This window comes from Martelella lutilitoris, from assembly GCF_016598595.1.
Classification (GTDB): domain Bacteria; phylum Pseudomonadota; class Alphaproteobacteria; order Rhizobiales; family Rhizobiaceae; genus Martelella; species Martelella lutilitoris_A.
Map to the genome: position 1 here is coordinate 1,999,874 of NZ_CP066786.1, position 23,552 is coordinate 2,023,425.

Annotated in this window: 19 protein-coding genes; 12 read left to right on the top strand and 7 right to left on the bottom strand. The window is 60.8% G+C overall.

Translation table 11 applies throughout. The features are described from left to right. The first annotated feature begins 3 nt into the window (after nt 1-3). Nucleotides 4-450 carry a type II toxin-antitoxin system RatA family toxin gene (locus JET14_RS09475; RefSeq protein WP_024710188.1) on the top strand — a complete coding sequence of 149 codons (447 nt, stop codon included), beginning with the start codon at nt 4-6 and terminating at the stop codon, nt 448-450. On the opposite strand, the gene JET14_RS09480 is transcribed toward JET14_RS09475, so the two are convergent. Then, nucleotides 441-935 (bottom strand): CinA family protein, encoded by a 495-nt coding sequence (locus JET14_RS09480; RefSeq protein ID WP_200337790.1) that lies wholly within the window; start codon nt 933-935, stop codon nt 441-443. The genes JET14_RS09475 and JET14_RS09480 overlap by 10 nt on opposite strands. Then, nucleotides 932-2,143, bottom strand: a complete 1,212-nt coding sequence (locus JET14_RS09485) for a bifunctional 2-C-methyl-D-erythritol 4-phosphate cytidylyltransferase/2-C-methyl-D-erythritol 2,4-cyclodiphosphate synthase (RefSeq protein ID WP_200337791.1) — start codon at nt 2,141-2,143, stop codon at nt 932-934. Before JET14_RS09485 ends, JET14_RS09480 begins: the two co-directional genes overlap by 4 nt. Nucleotides 2,144-2,289: 146 nt before the next feature. Between JET14_RS09485 and dusB the strand changes: the two genes are divergently transcribed. The 8 genes from dusB (at nt 2,290) to hflX (ending at nt 12,938) form a co-directional block, all read left to right on the top strand. Further along, nucleotides 2,290-3,306 carry a tRNA dihydrouridine synthase DusB gene (gene dusB / locus JET14_RS09490; protein ID WP_200337792.1) on the top strand — a complete coding sequence of 339 codons (1,017 nt, stop codon included), beginning with the start codon at nt 2,290-2,292 and terminating at the stop codon, nt 3,304-3,306. Continuing rightward, nucleotides 3,303-4,445, top strand: coding sequence for a two-component system sensor histidine kinase NtrB (locus JET14_RS09495; protein ID WP_200337793.1), 1,143 nt, complete (start codon nt 3,303-3,305; stop codon nt 4,443-4,445). The genes dusB and JET14_RS09495 overlap by 4 nt, the downstream gene beginning before the upstream one ends. After that, a complete protein-coding gene (gene ntrC, locus JET14_RS09500; RefSeq protein WP_024706880.1) occupies nt 4,442-5,896 on the top strand; it encodes a nitrogen regulation protein NR(I) in 1,455 nt (484 codons plus the stop codon). The genes JET14_RS09495 and ntrC overlap by 4 nt, the downstream gene beginning before the upstream one ends. A gap of 170 nt (nt 5,897-6,066) precedes the next feature. Beyond that, nucleotides 6,067-8,379, top strand: coding sequence for a sensor histidine kinase NtrY-like (locus JET14_RS09505; RefSeq protein ID WP_200337794.1), 2,313 nt, complete (start codon nt 6,067-6,069; stop codon nt 8,377-8,379). Further along, nucleotides 8,369-9,733: a sigma-54-dependent transcriptional regulator gene (locus JET14_RS09510; RefSeq protein ID WP_200337795.1), complete on the top strand. Its 1,365-nt coding sequence runs from the start codon at nt 8,369-8,371 to the stop codon at nt 9,731-9,733. Before JET14_RS09505 ends, JET14_RS09510 begins: the two co-directional genes overlap by 11 nt. Before the next feature lie 63 nt (nt 9,734-9,796). After that, entirely contained in the window at nt 9,797-11,173 is a 1,377-nt protein-coding gene (gene trkA / locus JET14_RS09515) for a Trk system potassium transporter TrkA (protein WP_024706883.1), read from the top strand. Nucleotides 11,174-11,346: 173 nt separating this feature from the next. Then, a complete protein-coding gene (gene hfq / locus JET14_RS09520; protein WP_024706884.1) occupies nt 11,347-11,589 on the top strand; it encodes an RNA chaperone Hfq in 243 nt (80 codons plus the stop codon). A 14-nt stretch (nt 11,590-11,603) separates the two neighbouring features. Beyond that, on the top strand, nt 11,604-12,938 hold the full coding sequence (hflX, locus tag JET14_RS09525; protein ID WP_200338051.1) for a GTPase HflX: 1,335 nt from the start codon (nt 11,604-11,606) through the stop codon (nt 12,936-12,938). Between the two features lie 182 nt (nt 12,939-13,120). On the opposite strand, the gene gltA is transcribed toward hflX, so the two are convergent. Beyond that, on the bottom strand, nt 13,121-14,407 hold the full coding sequence (gene gltA, locus JET14_RS09530; RefSeq protein WP_200337796.1) for a citrate synthase: 1,287 nt from the start codon (nt 14,405-14,407) through the stop codon (nt 13,121-13,123). Nucleotides 14,408-14,808: 401 nt separating this feature from the next. Here gltA and JET14_RS09535 point away from each other — a divergent pair, with 401 nt between their 5' ends. After that, nucleotides 14,809-17,628, top strand: coding sequence for a ComEC/Rec2 family competence protein (locus JET14_RS09535; RefSeq protein WP_200337797.1), 2,820 nt, complete (start codon nt 14,809-14,811; stop codon nt 17,626-17,628). Here the strand turns inward: JET14_RS09535 and lexA are convergent. Both lexA and JET14_RS09545 read right to left on the bottom strand, forming a co-directional pair. After that, nucleotides 17,582-18,286: a transcriptional repressor LexA gene (gene lexA, locus JET14_RS09540; protein WP_200337798.1), complete on the bottom strand. Its 705-nt coding sequence runs from the start codon at nt 18,284-18,286 to the stop codon at nt 17,582-17,584. The genes JET14_RS09535 and lexA overlap by 47 nt on opposite strands. Before the next feature lie 339 nt (nt 18,287-18,625). Next, nucleotides 18,626-19,270: a tyrosine-type recombinase/integrase gene (locus JET14_RS09545; RefSeq protein ID WP_246750587.1), complete on the bottom strand. Its 645-nt coding sequence runs from the start codon at nt 19,268-19,270 to the stop codon at nt 18,626-18,628. Between the two features lie 270 nt (nt 19,271-19,540). Here JET14_RS09545 and JET14_RS09550 point away from each other — a divergent pair, with 270 nt between their 5' ends. Both JET14_RS09550 and JET14_RS09555 read left to right on the top strand, forming a co-directional pair. Further along, a complete protein-coding gene (locus JET14_RS09550; RefSeq protein WP_200337799.1) occupies nt 19,541-19,735 on the top strand; it encodes a hypothetical protein in 195 nt (64 codons plus the stop codon). Nucleotides 19,736-19,744: 9 nt separating this feature from the next. Continuing rightward, nucleotides 19,745-20,647, top strand: coding sequence for a hypothetical protein (locus JET14_RS09555; RefSeq protein WP_200337800.1), 903 nt, complete (start codon nt 19,745-19,747; stop codon nt 20,645-20,647). Between the two features lie 86 nt (nt 20,648-20,733). Here the strand turns inward: JET14_RS09555 and JET14_RS09560 are convergent, their stop codons facing one another. Both JET14_RS09560 and JET14_RS09565 read right to left on the bottom strand, forming a co-directional pair. Further along, on the bottom strand, nt 20,734-21,870 hold the full coding sequence (locus JET14_RS09560; RefSeq protein WP_200337801.1) for a reverse transcriptase family protein: 1,137 nt from the start codon (nt 21,868-21,870) through the stop codon (nt 20,734-20,736). Between the two features lie 160 nt (nt 21,871-22,030). Then, a complete protein-coding gene (locus JET14_RS09565; RefSeq protein WP_200337802.1) occupies nt 22,031-23,284 on the bottom strand; it encodes a phosphoribosyltransferase-like protein in 1,254 nt (417 codons plus the stop codon). Nucleotides 23,285-23,552: the final 268 nt, after the last annotated feature.

Consider the following 23,552-nt stretch of genomic DNA (forward strand, 5'->3'; position numbering starts at 1 on the left):
ACCATGCCCGAGTTCAAGACTACACGACATGTCCACCACTCCGCCGACCGGATGTTCGCCCTTGTTGCCGATGTCGAGCGCTATCCTGAATTCCTGCCCCTGTGCGAGGCGCTGTCGGTGCGCTCGTCGCGGGAAAAGGACGGCAAGACTCTGCTGATCGCCGACATGACGGTCGGCTACAAGGGAATCCGCGAGAGTTTCACCACCCAGGTGCTGCTGAACAACGACGAACGCCGGATCGATGTCAGCTATGTGGACGGACCATTCCGCTTTCTCGACAATTGCTGGCATTTCCAGCCCGAGGGCGAGGATGCCTGCGCCGTGCAGTTCTACATCAATTACGAGTTCAAGAACCGAATCCTCGGGGCGATGATGGGCTCGATGTTCGACCGGGCCTTCCGCAAGTTCTCCGAGGCCTTCGAGGCCCGGGCCGACAAGATCTACGACTGAATAAGCCCTTCCAGCATGCCGAGCGCGGTCTGTACCGTGGCGATCCTTATGCCGTCGCGGCCGATGTCGCCATAGCGGCTTTCGATGTGATGCAGGTGGCCCCAACGATCGCGGGCAGCAAGATGGACGAGACCGACGGGCTTTTCGGCCGAACCGCCGCTCGGTCCGGCAATTCCGGTCACGGCAACGGCGAGATCGGCGCCGGAACGCCAGAGCGCGCCGGCCGACATCTGCAGCGCCGTTTCGCGCGAGACCGCACCGGCCGTTGCCAGCGTTTCGGCGCTGACGCCGAGCATGTCGATCTTCGCCTGGTTCGAGTAGGTCACATAGCCCCGATCGACAACGGCAGACGAGCCGGCAATATCGGTCAGCGCGCCGATGATCAGGCCGCCCGTGCAGCTTTCCGCCGTGGCAATCGTCTTGCCGGCCCTGGTGCAGCGCTCGATCAGGAGCCTCGCCCGTTCCTCGATATCCGCGTTGATCATCGCATGTTTCCGTAGCTGACGCTTGCCGTCGCAATCGCGGCAATGCCTTCGCCGCGACCGACAAAGCCGATGGTTTCGTTGGTGGTCGCCTTGACCGAACAGCGGGACAGATCGATGCCGAGGCAGTCGGCGATCGCGCGGCGCATCGCCTGGCGATGCGGACCGATCTTGGGCGCCTCGGCGATCAGGCTGACATCGGCATTGAGGATGACGCCGCCATGGCCGCGCACGATCTTCGCCGCATGCGCCAGAAAGATATTCGAGGCCGCGCCTTTCCATTGGGGGTCGGACGGCGGAAAATGATCGCCGATATCGCCTTCGCCGCAGGTGGCAAGCAACGCATCGGTCAGCGCGTGAAAGGCGACATCGGCATCCGAATGGCCTGATAGCGTCATGTCATTGGGGATGCGCACGCCGCAGAGCGTTACGCCGTCGCCGGGCACCAGTTTGTGCACGTCATAGCCGTTGCCGGTGCGGATATCGGCAATCGGATTGCGCGAAAGCTTTTCATCGGCCATGGCGATATCCCTCCGGAAGGTCAGCTTCACATTGTCGGCAAGCCCGTCCACCAGGCGCACGCCAAGGCCCGCCCATTCGGCAATGCCGGCGTCATCGGTGAAATCGAGCCGGCCTTCCTCGGCCGCCCTTTTGTGGGCGGCGTAGATCGTGTCGAAATCAAAGGCCTGCGGGGTCTGGGCGGCAAAGAGCCCGGCGCGCGGTACTGTTCCGGCCACCATGTGGCGGGCGTCCGCCTGTTTCAGCGTATCGGCGACGGCAATGGCCGGCAGAACGGCGGTGTCGCCGGCTTTCAGCGCAGCGCAGATGCGCTCGATCAGCGCGGCATCGAAGAACGGACGCACGGCGTCATGGATCAGCACATGGCTGGGGGTCTGCGGCTCGAGCGCCCTGAGACCGCACAGAACAGACTGCTGACGGGTTGCGCCGCCATGCACGAAGCGGATGTTCTCGGCCTTGAGCACATGCGACAGAGCGTCGCGGAAGAGCGCCTCGTCATCGGGATGAATGACCACGACAATGCCGGCGGTTGCCCCGCCCCATTCGGCAAAACCGGAAAGCGTGTGTGAAATCACGGGGCTACCGCCGATGGGACGATATTGTTTCGGCCCTTCCTTCGATGTTCCGGCCCGTTCTCCGCGACCCGCGGCGACCACGACAATGCCGGGATTGAAGCTTTTGCCTGCTGTCATGATCAGATATGTACCTGTGACTCGTTTCCGGTTGGCGCGAACTTACCCGGATTGCACCAATTTTCCAGCATATGCCTAAATTTTGTAAGTTGCCGGCGAAATCGCTTGGCAAAGAGTACCGACTTGTCTAAAAATAGGGCAATATGATGTGCTGCATGAAAGATAGCCATTTGTCCCATCCTGATCCATCGGATTCTTTCGCCATCGGCAATGTCGGGATCCGTAACCGCGTCATTCTGGCGCCGATGTCCGGCGTCACCGATCTGCCGTTCCGAAAGCTCGCCTTTCGCTTCGGCGCCGGCCTGGTCGTTACCGAGATGATCGCAAGTCGCGAACTGACGTTCAACACCGCCGAAAGCTGGGCGCGCCTGAAGGGGGCGGGGCTGAAGCCGCATGTCGTGCAGCTTGCCGGCCGCGATCCCGATTTCATGGCCGAGGCCGCGCGGATTGCCGAATCGAATGGCGCCGACATCGTCGACATCAACATGGGCTGCCCCGCCAAGAAGGTCGTCGGCGGCTACACCGGCTCCGCGCTGATGCGCGAGCCCGAACGCGCGCTTGCCATCATCGAGGCAACGGTCGCCGCCGTCAGCGTGCCGGTAACGGTGAAAATGCGGCTTGGCTGGGATCATGAGAGTATGAATGCCCGCTATCTCGCCGCCCGCGCCGAAGCCGCGGGCGCAAGGGCGATCACCGTGCATGGTCGCACGCGCATGCAGTTCTACAAGGGCAGCGCCGACTGGGACGCGGTTGTCGCTGTCGCGGAGGTCGTCAAGGTGCCGTTCATCGCCAACGGCGATATCGAAAGTCGCGGCGATGTCGAATACCTCCTGACGCGTCCCGGCATCACCGCCGTCATGGTCGGGCGGGCGTGCCAGGGGCGGCCCTGGCACGCCGGGATCCTCGCCGGCGCCGGCGACCCGCCGCTGGCGATGAAGATCGAAACCGCGCTTGAACACTACCAGGACATGCTGTCGTTTTACGGTAAGGATGTGGGCGTGCGCCATGCGCGCAAGCATCTCGGCTGGTATCTCGACCGACTCGCCCCCGGTATCGACGGCGCCGAAAGAGCACATATCATGACAGAGACAAATCCCGATCGCGTCATCAGCCGGCTGACAGGTCTGCTGACGCGCACGGACGGAGAAAGGAACGCCGCATGACCACCGATGCTGGCGGCATGCGCAAGGCCGCGGAAATGGTCGCGCTCGAAGTGCTGAACGCGATCCAGAACCCCGTCGTTCTGATCGAGGAGAACGGCCGCATTTCCTACACCAACTGGGAGGCCGAAGTGTTTTTCGGGGCGAGCGCCGCGCATCTTGCGAAAAAGGCGCTCTCCGATTTCATTCCCTTCGACAGCCCGCTTCTGGCCCTCATTTCGCAGGTGCGCGAGCGCCGCGCGCCGGTCAACGAGTACCGCGTCGACCTGTCCTCGCCGCGCCTCGGCCAGGACAAGCTGGTGGATATCTATGTCGCGCCGGTCGGCGAGGAGGGCTCCGTCGTCCTCGTCTTCCAGGTCCGCTCCATGGCCGACAAGATCGACCGGCAGCTCGTGCACCGCGCCGCAGCCCGCTCGGTGACGGGGCTTGCCTCCATGCTGGCGCACGAGATCAAGAACCCGCTTTCCGGCATTCGCGGGGCGGCGCAGCTTCTGGAAACCAATGCCAGCGACGAGGACCGGGCCCTGACGCGGCTGATCTGCGACGAATCCGACCGGATCGTCTCGCTGGTCGACCGCATGGAAGTATTTTCCGACGAGCGGCCGATCGACCGCGTGCCGCTCAATATCCATTCCGTGCTCGACCATGTGAAGGCGCTGGCCAAGGCGGGCTTTGCCCGCAACATCAAGATCACCGAGGAGTATGACCCGTCCCTGCCGCTGATCTTCGCCAACCGCGACCAGATGGTTCAGGTTTTCCTGAACCTGATCAAGAATGCATCGGAGGCCGTGGTCGACAAGCCGGACGGCGAGATCATCCTGACTTCGGCCTACCGGCCCGGCATCCGCATGTCGGTCGCGGGAACGCGGGAAAAGATATCCCTGCCGCTCGAATTCTGCGTGCAGGACAATGGTCCGGGCGTCCCGCCCGATCTTATGCCGCATCTGTTCGATCCCTTCATCACCACGAAGCCGAACGGCACGGGGCTGGGCCTTGCCCTGGTTGCCAAGATCATCGGCGCCCATGGCGGGATCATCGAATGCGAGAACATGAACGGCCGCACGACATTCAGGATCCTCATGCCGGTTTCCAAGGATGTCCTGCCCGCCGAGGCCGACCCGAAAACGGAAAAAGAACAATGACAGCAACGATCCTTGTCGCAGATGATGACGCAGCCATCCGCACCGTGCTGAACCAGGCGCTGAGCCGCGCCGGTTACGATGTCCGTATCACCTCCAATGCCGCGACCCTGTGGCGCTGGGTCTCGTCCGGCGAGGGCGACCTGGTGCTGACAGACGTGGTCATGCCGGACGAGAACGCCTTCGATCTTCTGCCGCGCATCAAGAAGTCGCGTCCGGAACTGCCGGTGATCGTCATGAGCGCGCAGAACACTTTCATGACGGCGGTGCGCGCCTCGGAAAAGGGCGCCTATGACTATCTGCCCAAGCCCTTCGATCTGACGGAGCTGATCGCCATTGTCGGTCGGGCGCTGTCGGAACCGAAGCGCAAGCCGGCCCCGCTCGGCGACGACATGCAGGACGGCATGCCGCTTGTCGGCCGCTCGGCCGCCATGCAGGAGATCTACCGCGTCCTCGCCCGCCTGATGCAGACCGACCTGACGCTGATGATCACCGGCGAATCCGGCACTGGCAAGGAGCTTGTGGCGCGCGCGCTGCATGACTATGGCAAGCGCCGCAACGGCCCCTTCGTCGCCATCAACATGGCCGCAATCCCGCGCGACCTGATCGAGTCGGAACTCTTCGGCCACGAGAAGGGCGCCTTCACCGGCGCGCAGACCCGCTCCTCCGGCCGGTTCGAGCAGGCCGAGGGCGGCACGCTGTTCCTCGACGAGATCGGCGACATGCCGATGGACGCGCAGACGCGGCTGCTGCGGGTGCTGCAGCAGGGCGAATACACCACGGTCGGCGGCCGCACGCCGATCCGCACGGATGTGCGCATCGTTGCCGCCACCAACAAGGATCTCAAGCAGTCGATCCACCAGGGCCTTTTCCGCGAGGACCTCTACTATCGCCTCAACGTGGTGCCGTTGCGCCTGCCGCCGCTGCGCGAACGCGCCGAGGATATCGGCGATCTTGTCCGTCATTTCGTCAACGAGGGCGAGGTCGAGGGCCTTGGCGGCAAACGGTTCGAGCAGGCGGCGATCGATGCGATGAAGGCCTATCCCTGGCCGGGCAATGTGCGCGAGCTTGAAAATCTCGTGCGCCGGCTGATGGCGCTCTATCCCCAGGACGTCATCACCCGGGAGATCGTCGAGCAGGAGCTGCAGGCCGACCAGCCGGATGCCCCCGCCGAGGGCGCGCAGGTCAGAACCGGGATGCCGACCATTGCCCAGGCCGTCGAGGAGAACATGCGCAGCTATTTCGCGAGCTTCGGCGAGAGCCTGCCGCCGCCGGGGCTTTACGAGCGGGTGCTGAACGAGGTCGAGTACCCGCTGATCCTCGCCGCACTGACGGCCACGCGCGGCAACCAGATCCGCGCGGCCGATCTTCTCGGCCTCAACCGAAACACCTTGCGCAAGAAAATCCGCGAGCTCGGCGTCTCGGTCTACCGCAGCTCGCGCAGCTCGTCCTGACAATGCGGTGATGGCGGCCTTCCGGCCAGCTTTCCGTTGCATTTGTGCCACATTCTGTTGCATATCCTTCTCCAAGGGATGGAATCGCACGGGTGGCGTTCAGCTTTTCCGCGTGTGCCCTTGAGCGCTTTCGCCGTCCTTCGGCGAGAGGGCGTTTGAGATCGGCAGGCATGACAGCAGACGACGGCAAGGCAGAGGTTTTGTTCCGGGCGCAGCCCGATGATGACGGCGCGCCGGGCGGCGACGCGGCCTATGGCGGCGGCGGTGCGCGCGCCATTCTGAAGTCCCCCGGCATGTTCCTTGTCGTCGGCGCGCTCGTCACCGCCTTCGTTTCACTTTTCGTCCTGCTGGGTCTGACCCCGATCAAGCCGACCGGCAGGGTCGTCGTCGGACTGGTCGCGGCAAACTCGATCTTCGTGCTCGCAATGATCTTCCTGATCAGCCGCGAGGTCGTGCGCTTGCTGAAAGCGCGAAAGCGCGGACGCGCTGCGGCGCAACTCCACATCCGCATCGTCGCTCTGTTTTCGATCGTGGCGGTGACGCCGGCGATCGTCGTGGCGATCTTCGCGACGCTGACGCTCAATGCCGGCCTCGACCGCTGGTTCGCGCTGCGCACCCAGTCGATCGTCCAGTCTTCGCTGAATGTCGCCCAGGCCTACATGATGGAGAATGCGAGCTATCTGCAGGGGCAGACGCTCTCCATGGGCAATGATCTGGAGCGGAACAGGTCGCTCTACTTTCTTGACCGGACCGGCTTTGCCGACCTGATGACCCGCCAGGCGCGCGGACGCGGCATGCTCGGCGCCTTCCTGATGCGTGACGATGGCAGCGTCATCGCGCAGGCCGATCTGGGCGACGAGACGGTGCTGCCGGACATACCGGAGGATGCGCTGGAAAAGGCGGCGTCCGGCACGCCGACGCTGATTCCGCCGGGGGATACCAACCTCGTCGGCGCGATCATCGCGCTCGAAGCTATTCCCGACAGCCTTCTCTACACCGTGCGCGCGGTCGATCCCAACGTCATGGGCGCGATGCGGATGATCGAGGACAATGTCTCCGAATACTCGACCATGGAGGAGGGGCGTTTCTCGATCCAGGTGGCCTTCGGCGTGCTCTATCTCGGCTTTGCTCTGATCGTGCTGCTCGCCGCGATCTGGACCGGCATCGCCGTCGCCGACCGCATCGTGTTGCCGATCCGCCTGTTGATCGGCGCCGCCGACCAGGTCGCGTCCGGCGATATGAAGGTCGCCGTGCCGGTGCGCACCATCGACGGCGATGTCGGCCGGCTGTCGAGCACCTTCAACAAGATGATCGCGGAGATCCGGGCGCAGCAGCGCGAAATCCTGTTGGCGAAGGACGAGGTGGACGACCGCAGGCGCTTCATCGAGGCCGTGCTGTCGGGCGTGACGGCCGCCGTGATCGGCGTCGATGACAGCCGCACCATCACCATCGTCAACATTTCGGCGGAAGAGCTTCTGGCCGTGAAGGGCAACGAGCTGATCGGCCGCAAGCTCGTCGACATATCGCCGGAGATCGACATGGTTATGACGGCGGCGATGCGCCGCCGCCGGCAGAATTTCCGGCGCCAGATCAATCTGCTCCGGCTCGGAAAGGAGCGCACGCTCTCGGTTCAGGTGACGCGCGAGGACAGCCGCAACGCCTCGAATTCCTATGTCATTACGCTCGATGACATCACCGATCTGATCATTGCCCAGCGCTCCACGGCCTGGGCGGATGTCGCCCGCCGCATCGCCCACGAGATCAAGAACCCGCTGACCCCGATCCAGCTTTCCGCCGAGCGCATCAAGCGCCGCTTTGGTCGCAAGATCGAGGACGAGGAAGACCGGAAGGTTTTCGACCAGTGTACTGATACAATCGTCCGCCAGGTCGGCGATATCGGCCGCATGGTCGATGAGTTCTCATCTTTCGCGCGGATGCCCAAACCCTCCAAAACGGCCGGGGACCTGCGCCGGATTCTCTCCGACGCCGTGTTCCTGCTGGAGATCGGGCGGACCGACATCACCTTCCTGCGCGAACTCGGCGATGCGCCGCTTGAGGGGCTCTTCGATGACAGGATGCTTGGTCAGGCCTTCGGAAACATTCTGAAAAACGCCGTGGAAGCCGTTGAAAGCGTTCCGGTAACGGAGTTTGACGGAGAGCGAAAAATCCTTGTGCGCGCGGAGTTCGACAGGGCGCGGGATCGCTACGTCATCGATTTCATCGACAACGGCAAGGGCCTGCCCGTCGAAAACCGTCACATGATCCTTGAACCCTATATTACCATGCGCGAGAAAGGCACCGGGCTCGGTCTCGCGATCGTTCGCAAGATCATCGAGGAACATGGCGGCAAGCTTGAACTCCATGACGCTCCGGCGGATTTTGCCGGGGGAAGGGGCGCGATGATCCGCGTGGAACTGCCGCATGTCCATGACGGCGAACGCGCGCGCGAGGAAACAGACAAGGAAGAACAAGATGGCCTCTGATATTCTCGTCGTCGACGACGAGGCGGATATCCGTGATATCGTCTCGGGCATCCTTTCCGACGAAGGGCATGAGGCGCGCGTCGCCCATGACAGCGACAGCGCGCTCGCCGCGATCGCCGACCGCGTGCCGCGCCTGATCTTTCTCGACATCTGGATGCAGGGCAGCCGGCTGGACGGGCTGGCGCTCCTGGAAGAGATCAAGCAGCGCTATCCCGACCTGCCCGTGGTGATGATCTCCGGCCACGGCAACATCGAGACCGCGGTCTCGTCGATCAAGCGCGGCGCCTTCGATTTTATCGAAAAGCCGTTCAAGGCCGACCGGCTGGTGCTGATTGCCGAGCGGGCACTGGAGAATTCGCGGCTGAAGTCGGAAGTCCAGGAGCTGAAGCGCAAGAGCGGCGATCCGGACGAGCTCGTCGGCTCTTCGCTGCTGATCTCGCAACTGCGCCAGACCGTCGACAAGGTTGGGCCGACCAACAGCCGCGTGATGATTTTCGGCGGTTCGGGCTCCGGCAAGGAGATCGTCGCGCGGCTGATGCACAGGAAGAGCCAGCGCGCCGAAGCGCCCTTCGTGGCGCTGAATGCCGCTGCGATCACGCCGGAGAACATGGAGACAGAACTGTTCGGCGTCGAGCCGGGCGGCGGGCGGAGCCGCAAGACCGGCGCACTCGAGCGCGCCCATCGCGGCACGCTCTACCTCGACGAGATCGGCGAAATGCCGCTCGAAACGCAGAAGAAGATCCTGCGCGTTCTGATCGACCAGCAGTTCGAGCGCGTCGGCGGAAGCCGGCGGGTTTCGGTCGATGTTCGGATCCTGTCATCGACCGCGCTCGATCTCAGGGCGCGCATCGACGATGGCCTGTTCCGCCAGGACCTTTTCCACCGCCTCGCCGTCGTGCCGGTGCGCATCCCCGCGCTTTCCGAGCGGCGGGAGGACATTCCCTTCCTCGTCGACTTCATCATGCGCCAGCTTTGCGAGCAGGCGGGCATCCGCCAGCGCCGGATCGGCGATGATGCCATGGCCATCCTCCAGGCGCATGACTGGCCCGGCAATATCCGCCAGTTGCGCAACAATCTGGAGCGCCTGCTGATCCTCTCGCGCGAGGAGGATGCCGCCCAGCCGATCGGCGCCGAACTGCTGCCTGCGGACCTTTCCGACGTGTTGCCGCAGATCCAGACCTCGGGCGACGCCCATATCATGACGCTGCCCCTCAGGGAGGCGCGCGAGCGCTTCGAACGCGACTACCTGATGGCCCAGATCAACCGTTTCGGCGGTAATATTTCCAGGACCGCCGAGTTCGTCGGCATGGAACGCTCGGCATTGCACCGCAAGCTGAAGTCCCTTGGCATTTGACGGAAAACCGGGCAGATTGCGGTCCGCTGAGCCACCGGAACTCCAAAACCCCAGAGGGGCCTGATGAAAATCATTATCTGCGGCGCGGGCCAGGTCGGATTCGGCATCGCCGAACGTCTTTCCCAGGAATATAACGATGTCTCCGTCATCGATACGTCAGCCTCGCTGATCGCCGCCATTACCGAATTGCTCGACGTGCGCGGCTATGTCGGCCACGGCGCCCATCCGGACGTGCTGGCCAAGGCCGGCGCAGACCAGGCGGATATGATCATCGCCGTGACGCTGCACGACGAGATCAACATGGTGGCCTGCCAGGTGGCCCATTCCCTGTTCAACGTGCCGACCAAGATTGCCCGCATCCGCTCGCAGAGCTATCTGCATTCGCACTATTCGGATCTTTTCTCGCGCGACCACATGCCGATCGACGTGACGATCTCGCCGGAAGTCGAGGTCGGCAAGATGGTGCTGCGGCGCATTTCCTTTCCGGGCGCGACCGATATCGTGCGTTTTGCCGATGAGAAGATCGCGATGCTGGCGGTCGAATGCAATGACGACTGCCCGGTTCTGAACACGCCGCTGATGCAGCTGAGCCAGCTGTTTCCCGATCTGAACGCAACCGTGACCGGGATCTACCGCGACGAGGAAGTGATCATTCCGCACTCGACGGACCAGATTCTCGCCGGCGATCTCGTCTATGTCGTCTGCGAGCAGGAGCATATCCGCCGCACTCTGGCGCTTTTCGGACATGAGGAGCAGGAGGCGCGGCGGATCGTGATCGCCGGCGGCGGCAATATCGGCTTCTTCGTGGCCAAGTCGATCGAGGAACTGCAGCCCAAGACGCGGCTGAAAATGATCGAGCTCGACCGCGAAAAGGCCATCACCGTCTCCGATGCGCTGCACCACGGCATCGTGCTGCAGGGATCGGCGCTCGATCAGAACATCATGATCCAGGCCGACGTACCCGACGCGCATCTGATGGTCGCCCTCACCAATAACGACCAGACCAATATCCTGGCCTCGGTGATCGCCAAACAGCTCGGCTGCAAGTCGAATCTGGCGCTGCTCAACAATCCGTCCTTCCACGAGGTGACCAAGTCGCTGGGGATCGATGCCTATATCAACCCGCGCGCCGTCACCATCTCGCGCGTGCTCCAGCATGTCCGCAAGGGGCGTATCCGCTCGGTCTATGCCGTGCAGAAGGGAGCGGCCGAGGTGATCGAGGCGGAAGCGCTGACGACGTCACCGCTGGTCGGAACGCCGTTCCGCGATCTCGATCTGCCGGAGGGCATCCGCATCGGCGCCGTCTATCGCGGCAATGCGATCCTGCGCCCGACCGGCGATCTGAAGATCAAGCCGCATGACCGTGTCATCCTGTTCGCCGTGGCCTCCGCCGTGCGTCATGTGGAACAGCTGTTCAGGGTCTCGATCCAGTATTTCTGACATTCCGGGTGCGTACGGCGTTGCGTCGCGGCGAGCGATCGGTTTTCGCCGTTGCGGAAGCCTTGTCAATTTGCTACCACCAAGGCCTGACTGGTTGTTTCCATGCTTTGGAAGCAACGCATATGAGGTGGGCACCGGCCGCTGGCCGGCAAGAGTAAGAAAGAAGCGGCGCCATGGCGGAACGTTCTCAGAATTTGCAGGATCTTTTTCTCAATACTGTCCGCAAGCAGAAGATCTCGCTCACGATTTTTCTCATCAACGGGGTAAAACTGACGGGTGTTGTCACGTCTTTTGACAATTTCTGCGTTTTGTTGCGTCGCGATGGGCATTCCCAGCTGGTCTACAAGCATGCGATCTCGACGATCATGCCTGGCCAGCCGGTGCAGATGTTCGAGAACGACGACAACGCCTCCTGATCTGGTGATCTTCCATTACCGATACATTCTTTCCTGAAAGCGAGTATGAGAACCGGGATTCATCCCGGGCGCTGGTTCTCGTTCCGGTCATCAAGGCGCAGCGCGGCAGCGAGGGCGAAGCGACGTCGCGCGCGCCCGAAAGCCGCCTGCAGGAGGCCGTCGGCCTTGCCCGCGCGATCGGGCTCGATGTCGTTGCCTCCGAGATCGTCACGGTCAACGAACCGCGTCCGGCGACGCTGATCGGGACCGGGAAGATCAAGGAAATCGACGAACTGCTCGATGCACGCAACATCGGCCTCGTCATCGTCGATCATCCGCTTTCCCCCGTTCAGCAGCGCAATCTCGAGAAGGAATGGGTGGCCAAGGTCATCGACCGAACCGGGCTCATTCTCGAAATCTTCGGCGAGCGCGCCTCCACCAAGGAGGGACGACTGCAGGTCGAGCTTGCGCATCTGAACTATCAGCGCGGCCGCCTTGTCAGAAGCTGGACGCACCTGGAGCGCCAGCGCGGCGGCGGCGGTTTCATGGGCGGTCCCGGCGAAACCCAGATCGAGGCCGACCGGAGGCTCTTGCGCGAACGGATCACCAAGCTGGAGCGCGAGCTTGAGCAGGTGGTGCGCACGCGAAAGCTCCATCGCTCCAAGCGCAAGAAGGTGCCGCATCCGATTGTGGCGCTCGTCGGCTATACCAACGCCGGAAAATCAACCCTGTTCAACCGGATCACCGGGGCAGGGGTGCTGGCCGAGGACATGCTGTTCGCCACGCTTGATCCGACGCTGAGGCGCATGAAGCTGCCGCATGGACGCACCGTCATCCTGTCCGACACTGTGGGTTTTATCTCCGACCTTCCGACCCATCTCGTCGCTGCCTTCCGCGCGACGCTGGAGGAGGTGCTGGAGGCCGACCTGATACTCCATGTGCGCGACATGGCCGATCCCGCGCGCGATGCGCAGTCCGACGACGTGCTGCGCATTCTCGGCGAACTCGGCATTGACGAAAAGGCGCAGAACGAGCGGATCATCGAGGTCTGGAACAAGCTTGACCTTCTTGAGAGCGAAGAGCACGACGCGCTGATGGCGCGGGCGGCTGCCAGCGATGCGGTGATGGGCGTTTCTGCCGTGACCGGCGAGGGCGTCGATGCGCTCGTGGAACAGATCGCGGCGCGGCTGGCGGGCGTTCTCACCGAAACGACCATCATGCTTTCGCCGGACAGGCTTCATCTTCTGCCGTGGATCTACGAACACGCGATCGTTGACGCGCGCCGCGACCTTGAGGATGGCTCCGTTACCCTTGACATCCGCGTGCCCGGCGCCGAGGCCCAGCGGCTGGAGAGCATGCTGGCCGAGTAGCCCTGCGGGGATCGAGCGCTTCCGCTTGGGAGCGCCTTTCCCCGCTCGGCCTCACCTCCGCCTTGCTTCCGTCGCTCCCGATCCCCGCCCAAAAAAGACGTTATCCGCTCGGAGCACGATACACAAAAGGCCGGTCACATGGACCGGCCTTCGACGTTTCTGCGCGTTCTCGAAGCGCGCTGTCAGCGATCGGCGATCGCCACAAAATCGCGTTCGGCGGCCCCCGTGTAGAGCTGGCGCGGACGGCCAATGCGCTGTTCCGGATCCTCGATCATCTCGTTCCACTGGGCGATCCAGCCGACCGTGCGGGCAAGGGCGAACAGCACGGTGAACATGGTGGTGGGGAAGCCGAGCGCCTTCAGCGTGATGCCGGAATAGAAGTCGATGTTCGGATAGAGCTTCTTCTCGATGAAGTACTCGTCCGTCAGCGCGATCTTTTCCAGTTCCATGGCCACATCGAGGAGCGGATCGTCCTTGATGCCGAGCTCGCCCAGAACCTCGTGGCAGGTCTTCTGCATGATCTTGGCGCGGGGATCATAGTTCTTGTAGACGCGGTGGCCGAAGCCCATCAGGCGGAAGGGGTCGTCGCGGTCCTTTGCGCGGGCGATGTATTCGGGAATGCGGTCAACGGAGCCGATTTCCTCGAGCATGTTGAGCGCAGCCTCGTTGGCGCCGCCATGCGCCGGGCCCCAGAGGCAGGCTATGCCGGCCGCGATGCAGGCGAACGGGTTCGCGCCCGAAGAACCGGCGAGGCGCACGGTCGAGGTCGAAGCGTTCTGCTCGTGGTCGGCATGCAGGATGAAGATGCGGTCAAGGGCGCGCGACAGGATCGGGTTGACCTTGTATTCCTCGCACGGCGTGGCGAAGCACATGTGCAGGAAATTCGCCGCATAGTCGAGGTCGTTGCGCGGGTAAACGAAGGGTTCGCCGACATGGTACTTGTAGGCCATCGCCGCGATCGTCGGGATCTTCGCGATCATCCGGATGCTGGCGATCTCGCGCTTGTAGGGGTCCGAGATGTCGATCGAGTCGTGGTAGAATGCCGACATGGCACCGACCGCGCCGCAGATGATAGCCATCGGATGGGCATCGCGGCGGAAGCCGGTGAAGAGCCGCGTCAACTGTTCATGGATCATCGTGTGGTGGGTGACGCGGAAGTCGAAATCCTTCTTCTGCGTTGCCGTCGGCAGCTCGCCGAACAGCAGCAGATAGCACACTTCCAGGAAGTCCGCATTTTCGGCCAGCTGGTCGATCGGATAGCCGCGATGCAGCAGCACGCCCTGGTCGCCGTCGATGTAGGTGATCGTGGACTTGCACGACGCGGTTGAGGTGAAGCCAGGGTCGTATGTGAACATGCCCGACTGTTTGTAGAGCGAGGCGATGTCGAGCACTTTTGGACCGAAGGTGCCTGCTTCGACGTTCAGTTCCAGTTCCTGTCCGTCCAAGATGAGTTTGCCAGTTTCCGTCATGCTATCCTCCAAATCTTCCAGCGCGACACGCGTGAGATACACGAGCAAAGGTATGAACTAGGTATAGGATCGATGCGCCGCTGCCAAGCCGCTGAACGGTTCATGTTGCGGTGCAATTGATGATTTATAATTGCGTTTAGCAAGTTTTTTCATGATCTGAAAAGGAAAATTTGCCGACCGTCTCCGCCTGCAACGTTGCATTTCATTGCGACCGGATACACGATACCGGACGTTGCACGCGGGCGGGCGGAATGGAAGAGGAACGGGAGCAATCTGAAGGCCTGGAACGCCGCCCCGGCGGAAGGGGCGGCCGCTGGAAGGGGCATGCCCGCCGCCGTTTGAGGCGGCCATTCCGTGCCTTGCCGTACAACCGGAGCGCTTATGCCGGTCCGCAACGACCGGTGGGGCGTTTTGTCGCGCTTGCTGGCGAGGAACTCGCCTTCGGCCGGGCCTTTCTGTTTGTCCCGCTGTTGATGGCATTCGGCGCGGCATGGTGGTTTTCGAGGCCTGTATCGCCTGCGTTCTGGGGCCTGCTGCTCTATTGGGCAATTGCCGTCCTTTCGTGGTCGATGCTGCGGCATGGGCGACCGGCGGGAAGGCTTGCGGCCGGCCTTGCCGCGGCATTCCTGACGGGCGCGGTGTTCGCGCAGTTCGAGGTCCTCAGACTTTCGACGGTCATGCTGGATTCGCCCGTAACCACGCGCCTCACCGGCCTCGTCGAGGCGCGCGAGCCGACCGACAGCGGATGGCGCTATGTCGTGCGGGTCCTTGCAACGGAAGAGCCGGCGATCCGCCGTGCGCCGGAGCGGGTCACGCTTGTGGCCCGCGGCAAGTCGCCGCCGGTCGGGATCGGCGGCGCGATGACCGGCGTCGCGCGTCTTTCCCCGCCGTCCGGCCCGGCGCTGCCCGGTCTGGTCGATTTCGGGTTTCTCTCCTATTTCGACGGTATCGGCGCGGTCGGTTTCCTCTACGGCGCCCCGCAGCCGTTGCCGGCACCCGCGTCGCTTCCGCAACAGGGGATCGCCCAATCCGCCGGAGATGCCGCCGGCCGCTGGATCGAAAGTCTGCGCGATTCGATCGCTTCAAGAATCCGCGCCGTGCTTCCGGGCGAGTCCGGCGCCTTCGCCAATGCGATCATCACCGGACAGCGGCGGGCGATGAGCGACGAGACGCTGGATGCCCTGCGCAATGCAGGCCTTGCCCATGTGATCGCCATTTCGGGCCTGCACATGGCGCTTGCCGCCGGCATCTTCTTTTCCGCGCTGCGGCTGGTCCTGTCCTTCTCGCCGAAAGCCGCCGAGGCGGTCGCCACGAAGAAACTGGCGGCGCTTACGGCGATTTTCGCCGCGGCCTTCTATCTCGCGATCTCCGGGATGCAGGTCTCGGCGCGGCGCGCCTTCATCATGCTCGCCATCATGCTGGCCGCGGCGGTGGCCGACCGACCGGCGATCAGCCTGCGCAATGTCGCGCTCGCCGCTCTTGCGATACTGGCCGTGTCGCCGTCGGAAGCCATCGGACCCGGCATGCAGATGTCCTTTGCCGCGACGCTGGCGCTGATCGCGGGCTACAGTCTCTGGCAGAAGCGGCATGCCGGGGAGGGCGGCTTCAAGCCGCATGCCCTGGCGCGGATCATCCTTCTGGCCGCATCCGGCATCGTGATGACCGCGCTGATCGGAGGGCTTTCGACCGCTCCGATCGCCATGGCCCATTTCCAGCGCGTGGCCGGCTACGGCCTCCTCGGCAATCTGCTGGCCATGCCGATCGTCACCTTCCTCGTCATGCCGGCGGGGCTTCTCGCCATGCTGGCCATGCCCCTCGGCCTGCATGCGCCGTTTCTCCTGGCCATGGGGCTCGGCCTGGACTGGGTGATCGGGATCGCGAAATGGGTGGACGGTCTCGGCGGCGCCTTCGAGACGGGCGCGATGCCGCCCGGCTTCCTGCTGTTGTTCCTTGCCGGATTCATGCTGCTGGTGCTGCTGCGCACGCGCCTCCGCTTGACGGGACTCGTGCCGATGACGCTCGCCCTCAGCCTTCTCATCCTTCCGCGCGAGGATGGCGCGCCGGTTCTGCTGGTGTCGGAGGACGGCGCACTGCTGGCGCTTCTGACGGGTAACGCAGCCGCCCTCAGCAAGAGCCGTCCGCCCGCCTTCATTTACGAGCAGTGGCGAAGCGCCTACGCGATAAAGGCGGCAGCGCTTCCCGTCGAAGGCGAACGGGTCGCGGTCCTGCTCGAAGGGGTCGATCGTTTCGAGCGCCTTGACAGGGAACGGATGCGCGCGGCGAACGCCGCTTTTGAAGCCGATAGCGCGGCCGCGGCCGCCCGGCCGGGTCGCTTCATCTGCGAGAAAGACGCATGGTGCGTGGCGGCGCTTTCAGGCGCGTCGGCGCAGGCCCGACCACTCCGCGTTGCCCAGGTTTTCCGGCCCGCGCTCACCGGCGCGGCCTGCGACCGCGCCGATATCGTCATCAGCGTCTACCGGCCGGGATTCGAGGCCTGCCGTTCCGGCAGTTTCCTGGTGACGCCGGCGATGCGCCGCCAGACCGGCGCCCTGCGGTTTACAATCGAACCACCGGATGACGGCGCAACGCCGGATGAGGCAAAGCCATCCAGCCCTGCCGCAACACTGGACATGAATGCACATGCGCGCGTCGGGCTATTCGGCGATTTTGACTATGTTATCGGCGACGACGCGCCAGGGACCGTCTGGGAGGACAGCCATCCGGAATTGACGGGCAATGCAGGCGCCGCCCCAACGGATAGCCCGCGCGCCGGCCCGAAACCGGACCTTGCGCAACGGGCAGAGGCCGACGAAGCCGCGCGGCCGACCAGCGCATCGGGCAGTCAGAGGGAATCACCTGACGTCCGCGAAAATGCATCACAACAGACAGATAAAGCGGTTCCGCGCGTCAATGAAAGGCAGAAACGCACTAGCTCAAACGGCGAAGCTGCGACCGTTCCTGCACCGGACGCCAGTGATCCCGAAATCTTTGCCCAAAACCGGCCCGCGGGTGCGCGCGGCGAAGCCATCGCGCCCGCCAACTGCAACGAGATAGCGGTTACGATCACTCCCGCAATCGCATCGGTGGCACGGCCCTGGAACCGGCATCGCCTCTATGACTGGCGCTCCGGGGCATATGCAGCGCCGATCACGCTGCCCGCGCGGCTCGCCTTCTTCAGTGGTAGCGGCGGATCAGGCCAACAAGCTTGCCCTGAACCTTGACCTGGTCGGAGGCGAAAATCCGAGTCTCATAGGCCGGGTTGGCCGCTTCCAGCGCGATCGAAGCGCCCTTGCGGCGGAACCGTTTCAGCGTCGCCTCCTCGTCATTGACGAGCGCGACGACGATATCGCCGGGGGAGGCAGTGTTGATGTTGCGGATGATCACCGTGTCGCCGTCGAAAATACCGGCATCGATCATCGAATCGCCCTGAACCTCGAGCGCATAGTGCTCGCCGGTGCCCAGCATCTCGGACGGGACGGCAATGGCGTGGGTGTTTTCCTGGATGGCCGAAATCGGGACGCCGGCCGCAATCCGTCCCATGACGGGAATATCGGATGATCCGCTATCGGAAGCGCCGGCGGCCGGCTTCGGCGGCGGCGTCTTGCCGAGACTGCCCTCGATCACGCTTGGCGAGAAACCGCGGCGCGGCGGCTGCGCGCCCATGCTCTCCGGCATGCGCAGGATTTCAAGCGCCCGGGCCCGGTTGGGAAGCCGGCGGATGAAGCCGCGCTCCTCGAGCGCCGTGATCAGGCGGTGGATGCCCGACTTCGAGGCAAGATCAAGCGCCTCCTTCATCTCATCGAAGGACGGGGGAATGCCTGTCTCCTTCATCCGTTCATGGATGAAATAAAGCAGTTCCTGTTGCTTGCGCGTCAGCATCGTCAACCCCTTGCCTTCGAAACAAATACAGAACGTTTATATCTGTTCTCACTGTGTTCCGCAAGGCGAAAGAGTCCATCTCTCAAAAACCGGCCGCCGACCAGCCGGATGGTCACGCGTCAAAATTCCGCGTTGCCGTCGCTCGCCGCGATTAATGGTTCATTGCTATCTGAATTTGGTGAGCGCGCAGGGGTTCGAACCCTGGACCTACTGATTAAAAGTTTACGTAGCCTATCCATAATAGATTGATATTAAACGGTAAAATCAAACAGTATTTTCAGTGTGTCCGATATTGTGTCCAGAAATGTGGCCGCTAGATAGTATTTTTGACCTACTCTGTCACCACATTCGATCTGCCAGTTCGATTTCCTCTCGGCCGATAGCGCTGGCGTAGATCGCGGTTGTGGTCATGGAGGCGTGCCCCATCCACTTGCGGAGCATGTGCAGGGGAATGCCTGAGCGGATCGCATGAATGCCATAGCCATGCCGCAAGCCTTTCGGGCTGGCATGCCGCCCGGCAATCCCGGCTTCCTGCATCACCTGTTTGACCCAGCGATAGGCCGTCGATCGATTGATCCGGCTGCCATGGGATGCCCACAGCCAGGGATTTTGCGTATCAGTCTTTTGACGCAGGCTGACCGAGTGTACCTGTTCCAGCCGGGCAATCAGGGCAGGAGGCACCGGTATCTCCCGGATGACATGCCGTTTACGCTTCTTGAGACAGCGCACCGAAATCAATCGCGATTCCGGCTGGACTGAGAAAACGGTCAGCTCCAGCGCTTCAGATATCCGACAGCCGGTATAGAGAAGGGTCAGACAGAGCGTGCCAGCCTGAAGATCAGCCGTTTGTTCTGCCGCCTCGATCAGCCGCTGCCGTTCGGCCGGGTTGATATAAAGCCGGTCGTTGCTCTCGTCATAGAGCCGCATTTCGCATGCGTTGTTCATTGTTATGTCGCGCACCTTTTGGGCAATGTTGTCGCACACAGCAAGGTCCGCAACCAGTCGTGGTTGTGAATGAATTCCCGGTCAATCCAAAATCGTGCCCATGCTGCAACAGTATTACCAATTGTGTTGCACGGCTAAAACACAAGCGACAACAGAATGTTAGAAGCGCTTTAATGGTTTCGTAATCATTGACGCTGTCATTATCAAGCACTAAAGGGCCCGGATTCCCTCAAGAAAAGCAGAATTGGTAATTCTGTTGCACTGATCGCCAAGGCATTTCTGCGGAAATGCGCGTTCAGGAGAGGGACTGTGAATATAGTCAATGGCATCTTCACGATATTCAATGGCTTTCTGGTCGTGGTCGTCGGCATCATATTCTGCTGCACGATCATCGGCCTGCTCTGGGGACCGGCCGTCGTCATGTTCGGCAGTGGTATGATCGTCAAGGGTTTCGCCCAGATCGGCATCGGTACCTATAACGCCGTCAAATCACGCGACCAGTAGGGCAAGCCGATGAAAAACAGACAGCTCATGGTGCTGACGCTCTGCGTCGGCACACTCGTTTCCTGCAGCACCGAAGCCTCCGACACATCTGAAATCATGTGCTGGGGCGGGAATCTTGCCCCTTCGGCGCAGCCTCCATCCGGCGTGAAGTTCAGGGATTATGAAATCCAGACCACCTTTGCCTGCGGGATCACGGATCAGGACAATCTCGCGTGCTGGGGAGAGGATGACTGGCACCGCTATGCGCCGGTCGGCATGAAGGTCAAGAAACTGTCCCTCGCCGGCGTCATCGGCTGCGTGCTCGACACGAAGGATCAGATTTTCTGCTGGGGTAACAACCAGTCCGGCCAACTCAATCCCCCGACACGTGTGGTTCAGGGCCGCGAGATCGATGACGTCTTCACCAACGGGCAGGAAGTGTGCGCACGGGAAAAGGGCGGCGGCATGTATTGCTGGGGTTGGTGGGGCAGCCCGGCTTCGTGGAGTTCCGAGGTCATGAACCTCAAAATTGACCAATTCGCCTCGCACCAAGATTTTGCTTGCTGGAGTGAGCTCGATAAAGACGGCTATACCTGCACCTTCGGTTTCAGCGGTGAGAAGCGCGTGCATTCGGATGAAGGGCGTGTCAAACGCCTGCATGTCGAAGCGTACGGCAAAACCCGTGTGCTGCTGGAGAGTGGCGAGCTGATTACCTACAACGGTGAAGGTGAGGTTGTCGGCAACGGTCACGGTATTCTTGATTTCGACGGCGGCATTGTCAGCAACTGCTGGCTCGATCAAAGTCACGAGGTGTCCTGCCATTACGGCGGGAAGCGCTTTGAATACGACATTCCAAACACGATGCCGCCGCCAAAGACGAGATTCGACCATATCGCGGTGACCAATCAGAACGTCTGCGGCGCTCTGCGGTAACGGTCAACATTGGAAAAAAAGTGTGGGCGACGGTTTGAAACCGTCGCCTTTTTTCGTGGCTCTAAACAGCACTATAGCAGGAAATATTACCATTTAATGCGATTGAAGTCCTTATACAACTTCTGTGCGTAATCTGGATCGACATGGTGGGCAAAAGCTATCAGTCCCCTTATGTGATGTCGCATTCCCGTTATAGAGCTGAAGCCCCGCTTGTCACGGTGAGCCTGAGCACCAATTTTCGCGTGATTTAGTGCATAAAGATGGGTTTCGATATTGTCCTTGAACTGACGAGTGAGTCGAGGTCTTTCGCGGTCGATAAGAAGCCCCAGCAAAACTTTTCGAGCTCCTGGTGGAGAAATTCTTGTCTTGCTTTGATTCACGGAAAGTCCAAATCGCGTTAGAGCAGTTTCCACTATAGCTTTTAGTTGAAGAGCCTCTTTTCTGGTTCTGACGCGATCTGTTGAAAATGCCATGTCATCGGCATAACGGGTGTACTTCCATCCCAGTTCTGCAGCGATTCTCTTCAATTTCATATCCAAAGGACGGACAGCCAGATTTGCTAGCATAGGGCTTGTTGGGGCTCCTTGCGGTAGATATCCCTCTACAGCTTCCGGATGCGGAAACTCTGATTCTTGTAAATGAAAGTAGTGCTTCTGATCGACCGACCGTGTGGAAAGCCGGGCGAGTTCAAATGACAGTAATGCTGTATACCCACAGCCTCTGTAGACTTGATAGGCTTGGCGTTCCGTTATTGACTCGAAGAAATTGCTGACATCCATTTTCAGAAGCCATGTGCAACCGCAGTGCTGTGTGGCAGCGTCGAGCATGTCGCTGTCAGGCGCGAAGGCAAAACTGGATGAATGAGGCTTTAGGACGTTCAGGATGTTTTGAGCGATCCACCTTTGTGTTCGCAACAGGTGTGGTTGTGGAGCATAGATATCGCGATATCTTCGACGTGGAGCTTTGCTACCCTTTCTTCCGCTTTTCTTTCGTAAACGGAAATGACGGTATGGGTCGCTCATCCGGTCGACAATTGGCCTCAAGTGCTTCGGGGAAACATCAACGAGATGCGCTAGATGAGACAATGAGAAGATAACAGGAAGATCTGGAGCGGTACTTTTAATAGCTTTCGCGATTGAAAGAGCAGCTTCGATCGAGACCGCGTCGAGACCATTTTCCCGCGCTCCGCGCCTGAAAGTTTGAGAGTCCCAAGGATGCTTCATCTACTTTCACCCGGTACGGGTGCTGTGGGCAAAGGAAGCAATGAAGGCAAACGACTGTGTCCCTCCGGGACTGCTTGCTTTGCCCAGAGACGTGCAATCATGCGCTCCATCGACGGCGCTGGGAAACCCCAGTGCCCTTGACGATTAGTGTAAGTAACCATCATGACCGCTCTTTCGAACGGTGAGTACTAGATGGCACCTTGGAAGCTCTCAGGGCTATAGGATAGTACGGTTTTTTGGTGGTGGGAACTACAATATCTCGCTCTCTGCTGATACTTTGAGCGCGCAATTCATCATATCCTTTGTCAGTAAGCCTCCCGTTAGCCTCAATTAGATTTTTCAGGTAGGCAACACTCAACGCTTCCACGATGTCGTTTGCCGGAAGGGACAATCTTTCTGAAAGCTCCCGTACTTTTTTATCCAATTGTTTTTTATGTGTGAAACGGCCCCTCAGTTCCTGGAGAACCAAGAGAATCATCTGCTCTTTGACGTCAATTGTGGAATCCAGCTCATGCCCCCTTTCTTGCGCTGCTCGTTCGACTTGCTCTCTTTTTGATCCTGACCAAAATAGGGGGCTTAGTTCAGCAGGGGCGTTGCCGATGTATAACGGCTTTATAGCGCCTATGGCTTTCCACAAAATAGAAGGAGCATTATTTGGAATGCCATAGTTGAACAAGACCATCGCTGCGGAGTGTTCATATCCCCAAACGTATTCATCATCGGGGTGGTCTTCTGCAAACTTCCCAAGAAGCTCTTCCCAGTCACTGCAGTGTCGATCGAACTTTGAGGAGCTAAGGGTCGGAACAGTCCTGCCGACGCGAACGTCGGGATGAGTAATGTGCGATCCGACCACCGCCGCGCCATCGCTCGTCGCTGCAGCTGCTATCACCACAAAGTCGATTAGCTTGGTGCTGTGCCACGATCGGATCGTTCGCAAATTCCATAATTTATCCAGCATTGAAAGGACACGATTTCCCGAACCTATGAAGTCGGTTACAATTGCGATAGTCGAAATGGGATTATGTTTGCTACGAAACCGGTCAGGTCCAGGAGTATTGATAAATATCCCTGAGTGCTTTTTTACCGCTTGAGAAATCAGTGAGCTAATAAGACCCTCGCTCCCGACTCGCCGCCCACCTCTGATGGGCTGCACGGAGGGAGGTCCTTTTTTGCCTATTGCACGCTCTCTAGTCAAACCGTTCGGCAGTTTGATTTGCTCTGTTGTGAATAATTGCTTTTCTTGGAACTCACGCTCGGCGTACAGTGCTACTGACTTCCGTTTGCCTGAGCGTTCCGAGGCAAGCGTCAACAGTTGCTCTTGAATCAGCTCAGAGACCTCATCCCGGTTGAGCAATAAAAGGCTGTCGAGCAACGACCGTGCCGCCACTCTGTCGGCAGTATCGAAGTTGCTCAACCAAGCCTTTCCGCAATCTGTTTTTGACAGTTGTAGTAGTTTCATTTTTTCAGTTTACCAAACAGTTGTATCCATGCGTAGCTCTCTTTTTCACGGGAATTTTTACGATCGGCACTGAGATGGTTCGTGCCATGTAACCTGTTGAAATAATTGGCCGGAACGACAGGATTTGAGCCTGCTACCCCCGCACCCCCAGGACAGGAGAACTCCATGCAGGTATTTTTCCTGTTAGTGGTAAGTGCTGTTGCATTTGTGCAAGTTAACCATC